The sequence below is a fragment of the Pseudomonas sp. ICMP 8385 genome (genome assembly GCF_002699915.1).
GTDB lineage: Bacteria > Pseudomonadota > Gammaproteobacteria > Pseudomonadales > Pseudomonadaceae > Aquipseudomonas > Aquipseudomonas gessardii.
The window spans coordinates 121,850-134,178 of the sequence record NZ_LKBY01000001.1 but is presented as its reverse complement, the minus strand read 5'-3'; the positions used below and the strand labels follow the sequence as shown (position 1 = coordinate 134,178).

Sequence of the window (12,329 nt, the reverse complement as noted above, 5' to 3'; positions counted from 1 at the left end):
GGTCGGTTATTACACGCCACCCGCCGTGAGCTTTTCCGGGTCCAGGAGGATTTCCAGTTGGCTGCGCGGCAGGTCGGTGTGTTCGAGCGCCACATCAATCACCGGCCGGCCTTGTTGATAGGCTTTCTTGGCGATTTCAGCGGCCTTTTGGTAACCAATGATCGGGTTGAGGGCAGTGACCAGGATCGGGTTGCGCGCCAAGGCTTCCTTGAGCTTGGGCTCGTTGACCTTGAAGCTGGCGATGGCCTTGTCCGCCAGCAGGCGGCTGGAGTTGGCCAACAGCTCCAGGCTGCTGAGCAGGTTCTGGGCGATGATCGGCAGCATCACGTTGAGCTCGAAATTGCCGGATTGACCGGCGACCGTGATCACACTGTCATTGCCGATCACCTGGGCCGCGACCATGGCCGTGGCCTCTGGAATCACCGGGTTGACCTTGCCTGGCATGATCGACGACCCCGGTTGCAGGCCTTCAAGCTCGATTTCACCGAGGCCGGCGAGTGGGCCGGAGTTCATCCAGCGCAGGTCGTTGGCGATTTTCATCAGCGATACGGCAATCGCTTTCAACTGGCCGGAAACGGCGACCGCGGTGTCCTGGGAGCCAATCAGGGCGAACAGGTTCTTGCCCGGAGTGAACCGCACCTGGGTCAGGCTGCTCAACTGCTGGCTGAAACGTGTAGCAAACTCAGGGTGCGCATTGACCCCGGTCCCCACCGCAGTACCGCCCTGGGCCAGGGCCTGCAGACTTGGCAGCAGGCCCTGCAAGTGAGCGATATTGGCCTTGAGCTGCTGCGCCCACCCCTCAAGCACCTGGCTCATGCGCACCGGCATGGCGTCCATCAGGTGGGTGCGCCCGGTCTTGATGAACGGATGGACCTCTACCGCCTTGCGCTCGATCACCTCAACCAGGTGCAGCAACGCTGGCAACGTCTGCTCATGCAGCACCAGTGCGGCGCTGACGTGAATGGTGGTCGGGATGATGTCGTTGCTGCTTTGCCCGCAATTGACGTGGTCGTTGGGGTTGACCGGCTCGCCCAGCAGGCGGCTGGCCAGGGTTGCAATCACTTCATTGGCGTTCATGTTGGAGCTGGTGCCGGAACCGGTCTGGAAGATATCCACCGGGAAATGCTGCATGAAATCGCCTTCCAGCAAGCCTTGGGCGGCGTCGACAATGGCTTTGCCCTGGCTTTCGCTGATCTGCTTGAGATCGACGTTGGCCTTGGCGGCGGCGGCCTTGGCCAGGATCAGGGCGCGGATGAACGGGGCCGGCATGCGCTGGTGGCTGATCGGGAAGTTGTTCACCGCACGCTGGGTTTGCGCGCCATACAACGCGTCGGCCGGTACCAGTAGTTCGCCCATGCTGTCGCGTTCGATACGGGTGTTACTCATCGGAAGATCCTTGCACCAAGTCGGAGTGAGAAATCGAAGGTTGCAGTTCACAAGTCGCCAATTGCCAGGCAAAGGTCTGCCAGCGCTTGAGGCGGCAGGCGCAGTGCGAAAGGTTTTCCAGGTCGCGCAGCGGGCGCCAGGCCTGGTCCAGGCATGTGGAGCGCCAATGCCAGGGCAAGGCGATATCGGTGGCGGTGTCGATCAGCAGGCAAAACGAGGTCTCGGCGATGGTCCACGGGTGCGTGGCCGTGCAGCAGGCCAGGTAGCGACCTTCGTTCAGGTAATGCTCGATCAGCCGTGGCTCGTCAGGGTTGAGCCCGCAGCGAATCTGACGGCTCATCCAGCGCCAGCTTTCCAGGTAGGGATCCTCGTGCAGGACAGAACTCATGATCCACACTCGCTCGATAATGATATTTATTATTAAATGATATTGAGAATCAAAACAAGCTATCAACCCTATAGCTTTGTCTGCACGGCAATATTCCAGGCAAAAAAAACGCCACCCCAAGGGGTGGCGCTGTTGTGCAGGCGGCGGGGGGCTTAGCTGCCGGCGATGGTCATACGCTCGATCAGCACCGAGCCGGTGCGGATATTGCTGCGCAGTTCCAGATCGTTACCCACGGCGACGATCTGCTTGAACATATCGCGCATATTGCCGGCGATGGTCACTTCCTGGACAGCGAACTGGATTTCGCCATGCTCCACCCAGAAACCTGCGGCACCACGGGAATAGTCGCCGGTGACCATGTTCAAGCCATGGCCCATCAACTCGGTCACCAGCAAGCCACGGCCCATACGGCGCAACAGCGCCGCCTGGTCTTCATCGCCATGGGTCACGAACAGGTTGTGGACGCCACCGGAGTTGGCGGTACTCGGCAAACCGAGCTTGCGCCCGGCGTAGGTGCCCAGTACGTAGGACACCAACTCGCCCTTCTCGACAAACGGCTTGGCGTAGGTCGCCAGGCCATCGCCATCAAAGGCCGAACTGCCCATGGCGCGCATCAGGTGCGGGCGCTCATCCAGGGTCAACCACTCGGGAAACAACTTCTGGCCCAGTGCACCTTCAAGGAACGACGATTTGCGGTACAGGTTGCCCCCGGAAATCGCCCCCAGGAAGCTGCCGAACAGACCACCTGCCAACTCCGCCGAAAACAGCACCGGCACTTCGCACGTCGGCACCGGGCGCGCGCCCAGGCGGCTCGCGGCCCGCTGCGCGGCGCGTTGGCCGATGCTGGCCGGATCCGCCAACAACTCGCCCTGGCGACTGACGTCATACCAGTAGTCACGCTGCATCTGGCCATCACCCTCGGCGATCATCACGCAGCTCAAGCTATGGCGCGTTGATGCATAGCCGCCGATAAACCCGTGGCTGTTGCCATACACACGGCAACCCTGGTGGGTACTCAAGGTGGTGCCATCGGCATTCTTGATCCGGCTGTCGGTATCAAACGCCGCAGCTTCGCAGGCCAGGGCTTTTTCGATGGCCTGCTCGGGGCTGATATCCCAGGCGTGAAACAGGTCGAAATCTTTCAGATCCCGCGCCATCAAGGCCGCATCCGCCAAACCCGAGGCCTCGTCTTCGGAGGTGTGCCTGGCAATCGCCAGGGCGGCGGCGACGGTTTCGCGAATGGCTTCCGGGCCGCTGGCCGAGGTACTGGCCGAGCCTTTGCGCTGCCCCACATATAAGGTGATGCCAAACCCCTGGTCGCGGTTGAACTCAACGGTTTCCACTTCCCGCTGGCGTACCGAAGTCGACAGCCCCTGCTCCAGCGACACCGCCACTTCACAGGCACTGGCGCCCTGGCGCTTGGCTTCATTGATGATCTGTTCAACTTGTTCCTGCAGTGCCGGTAACGCTTGTGGACCGACGCTTTGGGCTGCACTCATGGTGTTCTCCACTCAAATTCTGCTTTCGGTTAAGGCCATCGAGCGACCGGGCCGGACAAGCGGCCCCCGACTGGTTATCATGGCGGCGTTTCTTTGCGGACTGCCACCATGGTTGATTCTTACGACGACTCCCTCGATGGGGAGAAAAGCAAAACCCAGGTCAAACGCGAGCTGCATGCTCTGGTTGATCTCGGCGAGCGCCTTACAACACTCAAGCCGGACTTGATTGCCAAACTGCCACTGACCGACGAAATGCGCCGGGCCCTGGCAGATGCACCCAAGCACACCGCGAATATCGCGCGTAAACGGCACATCATGTTTATCGGCAAGCTGATGCGCGACCAGGACACTGACGCCATTCTGACCTTGCTCGACCAACTCGATGCTTCCACCCGCCAATACAACGAACGTTTCCATAACCTGGAACGTTGGCGCGACCGCCTGATCGGCGGTGACGACGCTGTATTGGAGAAGTTCGTCCTGGACTATCCAGATGCCGACCGCCAGCAACTGCGCTCCCTGATCCGTCAGGCCCAGCACGAACTGGCACAGAACAAGGCGCCGGCCACCAGCCGTAAAATCTTCAAGTACATCCGTGAGCTGGACGAGACTCAACGCGGCCTGCGTTGATCCTCTTCCCCGGGTGGCGGTCTTCGCCACCCGAAGCTCCACGCCTTACGACCCCGTGCCACCCACGGTGATCGCATCAATTTTCAGGGTTGGCTGGCCGACACCGACCGGCACCGACTGCCCATCCTTGCCACACATACCCACACCGCTGTCCAGCGCCAGGTCGTTACCGACCATCGACACCTTGCTCATGGCTTCCGGGCCGTTGCCAATCAGGGTGGCGCCCTTGACCGGCGCAGTGATCTTGCCGTCTTCGATCAAATAGGCTTCGCTGGTGGAGAACACGAACTTGCCGCTGGTGATATCCACCTGGCCGCCCCCCAGGTTGGCGCAATAGATCCCACGTTTGACCGAGGCAATGATCTCTGCCGGATCGCTTTCGCCCGCGAGCATGTAGGTATTGGTCATGCGCGGCATCGGCAAATGCGCGTAGGACTCGCGACGACCGTTGCCGGTACGCGCCACACCCATCAGGCGCGCGTTGAGCTTGTCTTGCATATAGCCCTTGAGCACGCCGTTTTCGATCAGCGTGGTGCACTCGGTGGGCGTGCCTTCGTCGTCGACGCTCAGGGAGCCACGGCGACCGGCCAAGGTGCCGTCATCGACGATGGTGCAGAGTTTGGAGGCGACCATTTCGCCCATACGCCCGCTGTAGGCGGAGCTGCCCTTGCGGTTGAAGTCGCCTTCCAGGCCATGCCCCACCGCTTCATGCAGCAAGACCCCGGACCAGCCCGAACCGAGCACCACCGGCAGCGTACCGGCCGGCGCCGGAATGGCTTCCAGATTGACCAACGCCTGGCGCAACGCCTCGCGGGCATAGCCCATGGCGCGGTCTTCGGTGAGGAAATAGCGATAATCCGTACGCCCGCCGCCGCCATGGCCGCCGCGCTCGCGACGGCCGTTCTGCTCGACAATCACACTGACATTGAAGCGCACCAGCGGTCGCACATCCGCCGCCAGGCTGCCATCGGTGGAGGCCACCAGGATGCGCTCCCAGACACCGGCCATGCTCACGCTCACCTGCTGGATACGCGGGTCGAGGGCACGGGTTGCGGCATCCACGCGCTTGAGCAGCTCGACCTTTTCGGCACGGCTCATGACTTCCAGCGGGTTGTCCGGGCCGTACAACTGGGTCACGTCCTGGGTACTGAACGCCTGCACGGTGCCGTTCTGCCCGGCACGGGAAATCGAACGCGCCGCGCGGGCGGCCAGGCCCAGGGCTTCCAGGGTGATGGCATTGCTGTAGGCAAAGCCGGTCTTCTCACCGGACTGCGCACGCACGCCAACCCCTTGGTCAAGGTTGAAGCTGCCGTCCTTGACGATCCCGTCTTCCAGGGACCAGGACTCGGAAATCTGCCCCTGGAAATACAGGTCGGCGGCATCAATACCCGGCCCGGCCAGGTCGCCCAGCACGGTTTGCAGACTTTCGATGGTCACGCCACCGGGCGCCAGGAGGTGTTCACTGACTGAGGACAACAACTCGCTCATAGGTTCGGCCTTAAATTCATCGTTCTGAAGCAGGTCGCTGTGCGCCCTGCGAGAAAAAGCGCCGGTGGCCTGCCACCGGCATGCGCGCCCGTATCGACGCTTGTTCACTGCTATCGCGTTCGGCCAACAACACCGCTTCGCCTTGATCCTGTTGCGCCAGTACGCGCCCCCATGGGTCGACAATCGCCCCATGACCATAGGTTTCCCGTGGCCCCGGGTGCACGCCACCCTGGGCGGCCGCCAGCAGGTAACACTGGGTTTCGATGGCCCGGGCCCGGATCAGCACATCCCAATGCGCCGCGCCGGTTACCGCCGTAAAGGCCGAGGGTGCGGTAATCAATTCAGCGCCCGCCGCACGTAACTCGCTGTACAGCTCCGGGAAGCGCAGGTCATAACAGACCGTCAGCCCCAGGCGCCCCACCGGCGTATCGGCCACCACCACTTGGTTGCCATAAGCATAGTCGTCGGATTCGCGATAACGACCGCGTGCGTCCGCCACGTCCACATCGAACAAATGCAGCTTGTCGTAGCGGGCCACGATTTGCCCCTGCGCGTCGATCAACAACGAGCAGGCGTTGGACTTGGCGTCGGGTTGTTCCAACGCAGGCAACGGCAATGTGCCGGCCACTATCCATAAGTTGAGGTCACGGGCGGCCAGTTTCAACCAGGGCAGGATCGGCCCCTCGCCCACCGCTTCGGCGCGGCCAATAGCGGCCACGTCGCGGCGCCCCATGGCAGCGAAATTTTCCGGCAGGACCGCCAGTTGCGCGCCCCCTGCCGCCGCCTGTTCCAGCAAACGCCGGGCCTGGGCCAGGTTGGCCAGGATATCGCTCTGGCTGACCATCTGGATTACCGCAAAGGACATGGGCCCACACTCCATAAAAAGCATGGGGCCATGCTACTCCACAGGGGCTTATTGTGGTTTTTCAAATGGCTTGTCGAAGGTGATTTTTGGATCTTTCCATGGCCCTTGCACCTTGTACTGGACGCTGGCAAAACGCGAGACCCGATCGCCGATCAGCTTGTCGATCAGGAACAAGGCGCCACCAATGGCCGGCGCGCCTACGATCAACGCGGCAATCGGCAGGTTGTTGGTCACCGGCAGGGTCACCAGCAACTTGGCATCGACCCGGTCGGCCACCAGGTCCAGGGTGCCGTTAAGCTCCAGGTTGCTCGACGGCCCCGTGAGAACAATCGGCTCACGGGTCACAAACACACCATTGCTGGCGGCCAGCAGGCCCTTGACCCGGTCGTAGCTCAGGCCCTTGCCCAGCAGGTCCGAGAAATCCAGGCGCAAACGCCGGCCAATCGAGTTGAAGTTCAGCAGGCCAAACACCCGCAACGCCTGGGCACCGCCCTCCACCTCGACAAACTGCCCCTTGCGGAACGACGCATCCAGGCTGCCGGAAAAACGCTTGGGCCCAACCCACGCAGGCGAACCGGGCCAGCGCCCGTCAACATCCAGATGGAAATCCTGGCTGGTGACCGTGGGCGCAAACCCCCAGCCCTTGAGCACATCGGCGATGTTCTTGCCATCCAGGCGCCCCTTGTACCAACTGCTGCTGGCACCCGGCCCCCCTTCCCAGCCGCCGGCGCCCTTGAGCTGCATACCCTTGAGGCCCAGGTCGAGGTTGTTGAAGGCCATGCCCTTGGCGGTCGGGCGCACCTTCAGGGACCAGGCGCCAATCAAATCAGGCCCCTGAAACAACTGGTCAATGGCGATATCCAGCGCCGGAATGTCCTTGGGGTTGATATCTGCCAGGGGATCAGGCGCGTTCTCGTCGGCCTGGACCGTGGGATCGACCGCCGGCAGCTTCACGTACTGCAGGTTGATGGCAATGGGCGCGCCCTTGGCATCTGGCAGGCCGACCGTGCCCTTGGCCTGCTGGCTGTCGAACTGCAAGCCCCAGGCATCGGGCTTGCGCTCCAGTTGCAGGGTGACCTGGTCGAACTCGGTACCAAAGCCTGTCAGCTTGCCGATCCTGAAATCGGCACTGCTCAACAGTTGCTTGGCGTTGCCACTGGGATCATTGCCGGCATAGCGCTCCACCAGTTTCTTCCAGGGATCGATATCCAGCTCCGACAGCACCCCGCGAATCCGCAGGCCCTTGCCTGCGGGCAGCAAGGCATCGCCATCGCCGAGGAACAACTCGCCTCGGCCCTGGGCAAAGTTGTTCGCCGGGGCGGCGAAGGTAAAGTTCGCCAGCTCACCGTAATCAAACCAGTAGCGCCGCTCCGCTCCCTGCAAGGTCATGCGCAATACACTGTCGCGGCCCTGGCTGGCGGGCATGCCAAACGGCGCCGGCAAATCCACCGCCACGCCCTTGAGGTTGGAGCTGACCCGCAACTGGCTGTCGGCACCGTCCAGGTCAAGCTGCAGTTGATACGGGATATCCCCGGACACCGGCAGCGGCTGGCCGACTTTCAGCCAGTCGGTAAGGCGCTTGACCGTCACCTGGCCCTTGGCCGTAACCCGCGTACTGAGATTGCCCGGTTTGCCACCGGCGGCAATCTGCGCCGTGATCGGCCGGTCGAAGGCCTGGGCGCTGATGTTCTGGCCACTCAGGCCCTTGGCGCTGTCGAAGCGGAACTCGCCCTTGAGCTGGCTCAGGTCCAGGGTCGGCTCGGCCAGTTGCAGGCGGGCCTTGTCGGTCTTGAAGTCCACCACGATTTTCGGCTCGGCGCCCTTGGCCAGGGGAATGTCCAGGTCCAGGGAGCCTTGCAGGTCGCCCTCGCCTTTCCAGCCGGCAAACGTCGACGCCGTGCCGATGGGCGCTTCCTGGAGGATCTTCAGGCCATCCCCCAGGCCGCCGGCAAACCCGCCCGTGAGCAACAGATGGCTGTCCTGGCCGGGTGGCGCATGGGGAATATTGACGTAAATGTCCTTGACCCGGGTGTCGAGCAATTGCCCCTTGCTGGCCAGGATGCGCACGCCGGTCTCTTCGACAAACACTTCACCGGCCACCTTGCTCACATGGGGCCAGCCCGGCTGAAACGCCAACTCGGCGTCGTGCACCTTGAAGAACAGGCTGATATTGCGCGCCGCCGTCACGGCGTCGTGGTTCAGCGAACCCTGGTACTGGAAGAACCCTTCATCGACCGCGCCCTTGAGAATCGCCGTGCGCAGCCATTCATCCAGGGCCGGGCTCAACACCGCCGGCAGGTATTTGGCGGTAAAGCGTCCATCGCCGTCGACCATGCCGACCCGCAGATCCATGTAGTCTTCCTGGCTATGATCGAAATGCAGGCGAATCAGGAAGTCCGCCGCGACCTTGCCCTCTTCCCCCAGCACCTTGATATAGGGCGCAATCAGTGTGAAGCCTTGCTTATCCAGCTTCCACGTCAGGCGCGCCTTGGCCTGGATGTACTGCCAGGGCTTGGCGAAAATCGGGTCCAGGTGCAAGGCGAAGTCCTTGCTGTCCATGCGCAGCTCACCCTGGCCCAGGTCGCCGCTGATGCTGCCGGAGACATTGCGGGCCGCCGGCGCGCCGAAATAGGCATCAAAGCCCACGCGGTCGAGGTTGGCGGCAAAGCTGACGCGCTGGTCGCCCGTCTCCTGGGGACGATAATCCACCCGCACATTGCGCAGCACGCCCGTGGCCTTCAAGGCTTCGACAGCCTTGGCAAAACCTTCCGGCAATGGCGCCAGGGCATTGAGCAAGGGGGTGATCGGCGTCAGGTCCAGGCGGTCGGCCTGCAGGTTCCAGGTTTCCTGGCCCTTGTCGCTGGCCAGGGTCTGCTGCAACTGCAGGTGCGACTCCCAGCGGGTGTCGCCCAGGTTCATGGCCAGCGAGTCGAAGACCACCTTCAGGCCGCTGTCATTGCGCTGCAGGTAGGCCGTCAGGCCCAGGTTCTGGATGCTCACGGATTTGCGCTGGGCATAACGGACCTTGGCTTGCGGTGCGTTGAGCCGCGCGGCGGCGCTTTGCAGCGTGCCATTGGCCCAGGTCAGCCAGAACTCGCCACCGGCTTTCAACTCGCTGAGTTTCCAGCCCTGGGTCAACTTCGCCGGAATCCATTGCGCCCAATTGCTCTGGGGCAGGCTCAGGTAAGCCTGGACTTCACCGTCGCGCCACTGGCTGGCACGGATCCGCGTGCGCAGGCTGAGGGCCAGCGGTTGCCCATCGGGCAGGGTCAGGCGCGCATCCAGGCGCTGGCGAGTGGCACCGGTTTGCAGGCTCAGGCCCACGTAGGTCAAGGTCAACGGCGCTTGTTCAAACGGCTGCAAGGTGACCTGGCTGTCCAGCAGCGAGACCTTCGCCACCGCCTGCATGCGCTGGAGCAGTTGCTCCGGGTCCAGGGGCTGGTCGTCCTGCACCGGCAGGCCTTGCAGTGCCCAACGACCGTCCTGGTCTTCCTTGACGCTGAGCTGCAACCCGCTGACTTCCAGGTGGGCGATGCGCACATCCCACGCCAACAGGCTGGCCCAGACGTCGGGCACCACTTGTACCTGGTCCAGGCGCAAGGCACTGCTGCCCTCGCCGACCATCACATCGTGGGCGAGCAATACCGGGGCAAAACCGCTCCAGCGCCCTTCCAGGCTGCCAATGCTCAGGGGCATATCGACCGCCGTCTGCGCCTTGGCCTCGACTTCGGCACGGTACTCCGCCACCAAGGGTGTCAATTCACGGCCCAGGCTGACGTAGACCGCCGCCAGCACCAGCAGCAATGCACACAGGCCAAGGCCCCAACGGGTCAGTGCGGCAAAAAAGCGTTGCAGACGCTCCATGTCAGGCGACCCTCAAGGTAATAGTCGGACGGCAGATCAAGGTCTGGCGGTCTCGTTGAACAGGACGGATGCGAATCAGAGCAGCACCACGTCGTATTGTTCCTGGGAATACATGGTTTCGACCTGGAAACGGATGGTGCGGCCAATAAAGCCTTCCAATTCCGCAACGTTGCCCGACTCTTCGTCGAGCAACCGGTCCACCACCTTCTGGTTGGCCAGGACTCTATAACCCTCGGCCTGGTAAGCGCGTGCCTCTCGTAGGATTTCCCGGAAAATCTCGTAGCAAACCGTTTCCGGGGTCTTCAACTTGCCGCGCCCCTGGCAACTGCTGCACGGTTCGCACAGCACTTGCTCAAGGCTCTCGCGGGTACGCTTGCGGGTCATCTGCACCAGGCCCAACTCGGTGATCCCGATAATGTTGGTCTTGGCGTGATCGCGCTCCAGTTGCTTTTCAAGGGTGCGCAACACCTGGCGCTGGTGCTCTTCATCTTCCATGTCGATAAAGTCGATGATGATGATCCCGCCCAGGTTGCGCAGGCGCAGCTGGCGGGCAATGGCAGTGGCAGCTTCGAGGTTGGTCTTGAAGATGGTTTCTTCAAGGTTGCGATGGCCGACGAAGGCGCCGGTGTTGACGTCAATGGTGCTCATGGCTTCCGCCGGGTCCACCACCAGGTAGCCACCGGACTTGAGCGGCACCTTGCGCTCCAGAGCCTTCTGGATTTCGTCCTCGACGCCGTACAAGTCGAAAATCGGCCGCTCGCCGGGGTAGTGTTCCAGGCGGTCGGCGATTTCCGGCATCAGTTCGGCGACAAATTGCGTGGTGCGCTGGAAGGTTTCCCGCGAATCGATGCGAATTTTCTCGATCTTCGGGCTGACCAGGTCGCGCAGGGTGCGCAGGGCCAGGCCCAGGTCTTCGTAGATGACGCTCGGCGCGCCGACGGTCTTGATCTGGGCACCGATCTGGTCCCACAGGCGCCGCAGGTAGCGGATGTCCATAAGGATCTCATCGGCTCCGGCGCCCTCGGCGGCGGTACGCAGGATGAAGCCGCCCGCTTCCTTGATGCCCTCGGCCGCCACGCAATCGCTGACGACTTTTTTCAGGCGCTCACGCTCACCTTCGTCTTCGATCTTCAGGGAAATGCCAACGTGGGCGGTGCGCGGCATATACACCAGGTAACGCGAAGGAATCGACAACTGCGTGGTCAGGCGCGCGCCCTTGGAACCGATCGGGTCCTTGGTGACTTGCACCACCAGGCCCTGCCCTTCATGCACCAGGGCGCTGATGCTCTCGACCGCCGGGCCTTCGCGCAGGGAGATTTCCGAGGCGTGGATAAATGCGGCACGGTCCAGGCCGATATCGACAAAGGCCGCCTGCATGCCCGGTAGCACCCGCACGACCTTGCCTTTGTAGATATTGCCGACAATCCCGCGCTTCTGGGTGCGCTCGACGTGCACTTCCTGCAAAACACCGTTTTCTACCACCGCCACGCGCGATTCCATCGGCGTGATGTTGATCAGAATCTCTTCACTCATGGCTGGGTCTCGTTCAGGCGTTTTCACAATAGTGGCCGATCGCTTAAAGGTGGCGCTGGAATAAAGCGTTCAGCGCACGCAAAGGTGTTGCCAACAGGGTATGCCGAAATGGCCCAGCAGTTCTGCTGTTTCGCAGACTGGCAGGCCGACGACTGCGGAGTAGCTACCATTGAGCCCGGCGACAAATACCGCCGCCAACCCTTGGATAGCATAGCCGCCCGCCTTGTCCCGGGGTTCCCCGCTGTGCCAGTAAGTCGTTGCTTCGTGTGTGGAAACCTGGCGAAAACGCACGCGACTGCTGACCAGGCGCGTTTCGCAGCGCTGTCCATCGAGCAGGGCAATGGCGGTGAGGACTTCGTGTTCACGATCAGAAAGGGCCAACAGCATGGCCAGGGCATCGGCCTGGTCCACGGGTTTGCCCAGGATCCGGCCATCGAGGATAACGGCGGTATCGGCGCCCAACACGCAGGCATTGCGGGTATCGACCAATGTCGCCAGGCCTGCGGCGGCTTTGCCACGGGCCAGGCGCTCGACGTAGGACGCCGGCGACTCGTCGTCCAGGGGTGTTTCATCGATAGCCGCGTTGACCACGGTGAACGGCACGCCGATCTGGGTCAGCAGTTCACGCCGCCGAGGAGAGCCAGAGGCCAGATAAAGCGCATGCATTGCAGACTCT

9 protein-coding genes are annotated in these 12,329 nt (G+C 62.4%); 1 reads left to right on the top strand and 8 read right to left on the bottom strand.

Annotation, left to right across the window (positions count from 1 at the left end):
* Window positions 1–9: 9 nt before the first annotated feature.
* The 3 genes from AO268_RS00650 to pmbA form a co-directional block, all read right to left on the bottom strand.
* Complete coding sequence (locus AO268_RS00650) at window positions 10–1,386, bottom strand: class II fumarate hydratase (protein ID WP_099167585.1); 1,377 nt, start codon at window positions 1,384–1,386, stop codon at window positions 10–12.
* Window positions 1,379–1,774 carry a FagA protein gene (locus tag AO268_RS00645; RefSeq protein ID WP_076963555.1) on the bottom strand — a complete coding sequence of 132 codons (396 nt, stop codon included), beginning with the start codon at window positions 1,772–1,774 and terminating at the stop codon, window positions 1,379–1,381. Before AO268_RS00645 ends, AO268_RS00650 begins: the two co-directional genes overlap by 8 nt.
* A 152-nt stretch (window positions 1,775–1,926) precedes the next feature.
* Window positions 1,927–3,273, bottom strand: a complete 1,347-nt coding sequence (gene pmbA / locus AO268_RS00640; RefSeq protein ID WP_099167583.1) for a metalloprotease PmbA — start codon at window positions 3,271–3,273, stop codon at window positions 1,927–1,929.
* 108 nt (window positions 3,274–3,381) lie between these two features.
* Here pmbA and yjgA point away from each other — a divergent pair, with 108 nt between their 5' ends.
* On the top strand, window positions 3,382–3,903 hold the full coding sequence (gene yjgA, locus AO268_RS00635; RefSeq protein WP_029291815.1) for a ribosome biogenesis factor YjgA: 522 nt from the start codon (window positions 3,382–3,384) through the stop codon (window positions 3,901–3,903).
* Window positions 3,904–3,948: 45 nt separating this feature from the next.
* Here the strand turns inward: yjgA and tldD are convergent, their stop codons facing one another.
* From tldD to AO268_RS00610, 5 genes are all read right to left on the bottom strand, one after another.
* Window positions 3,949–5,391: a metalloprotease TldD gene (tldD, locus tag AO268_RS00630; RefSeq protein WP_076964012.1), complete on the bottom strand. Its 1,443-nt coding sequence runs from the start codon at window positions 5,389–5,391 to the stop codon at window positions 3,949–3,951.
* Window positions 5,392–5,407: 16 nt separating this feature from the next.
* A complete protein-coding gene (locus AO268_RS00625) occupies window positions 5,408–6,256 on the bottom strand; it encodes a carbon-nitrogen hydrolase family protein (RefSeq protein ID WP_099167581.1) in 849 nt (282 codons plus the stop codon).
* Between the two features lie 48 nt (window positions 6,257–6,304).
* On the bottom strand, window positions 6,305–10,120 hold the full coding sequence (locus AO268_RS00620) for a YhdP family protein (protein WP_099167579.1): 3,816 nt from the start codon (window positions 10,118–10,120) through the stop codon (window positions 6,305–6,307).
* A gap of 75 nt (window positions 10,121–10,195) precedes the next feature.
* Window positions 10,196–11,653 (bottom strand): ribonuclease G, encoded by a 1,458-nt coding sequence (rng, locus tag AO268_RS00615; RefSeq protein ID WP_076964015.1) that lies wholly within the window; start codon window positions 11,651–11,653, stop codon window positions 10,196–10,198.
* A 69-nt stretch (window positions 11,654–11,722) separates the two neighbouring features.
* Window positions 11,723–12,319, bottom strand: coding sequence for a Maf family protein (locus AO268_RS00610; protein WP_076964016.1), 597 nt, complete (start codon window positions 12,317–12,319; stop codon window positions 11,723–11,725).
* Window positions 12,320–12,329: the final 10 nt, after the last annotated feature.

What these genes read in the sequence shown, in the direction of transcription:
- AO268_RS00650 (WP_099167585.1), bottom strand. Translation starts at nt 1,386, where the DNA reads ATGAGTAACACCCGTATCGAACGCGACAGCATGGGCGAACTACTGGTA.
- AO268_RS00645 (WP_076963555.1), bottom strand. Translation starts at nt 1,774, where the DNA reads ATGAGTTCTGTCCTGCACGAGGATCCCTACCTGGAAAGCTGGCGCTGG.
- pmbA (WP_099167583.1), bottom strand. Translation starts at nt 3,273, where the DNA reads ATGAGTGCAGCCCAAAGCGTCGGTCCACAAGCGTTACCGGCACTGCAG.
- yjgA (WP_029291815.1), top strand. Translation starts at nt 3,382, where the DNA reads ATGGTTGATTCTTACGACGACTCCCTCGATGGGGAGAAAAGCAAAACC.
- tldD (WP_076964012.1), bottom strand. Translation starts at nt 5,391, where the DNA reads ATGAGCGAGTTGTTGTCCTCAGTCAGTGAACACCTCCTGGCGCCCGGT.
- AO268_RS00625 (WP_099167581.1), bottom strand. Translation starts at nt 6,256, where the DNA reads ATGTCCTTTGCGGTAATCCAGATGGTCAGCCAGAGCGATATCCTGGCC.
- AO268_RS00620 (WP_099167579.1), bottom strand. Translation starts at nt 10,120, where the DNA reads ATGGAGCGTCTGCAACGCTTTTTTGCCGCACTGACCCGTTGGGGCCTT.
- rng (WP_076964015.1), bottom strand. Translation starts at nt 11,653, where the DNA reads ATGAGTGAAGAGATTCTGATCAACATCACGCCGATGGAATCGCGCGTG.
- AO268_RS00610 (WP_076964016.1), bottom strand. Translation starts at nt 12,319, where the DNA reads ATGCATGCGCTTTATCTGGCCTCTGGCTCTCCTCGGCGGCGTGAACTG.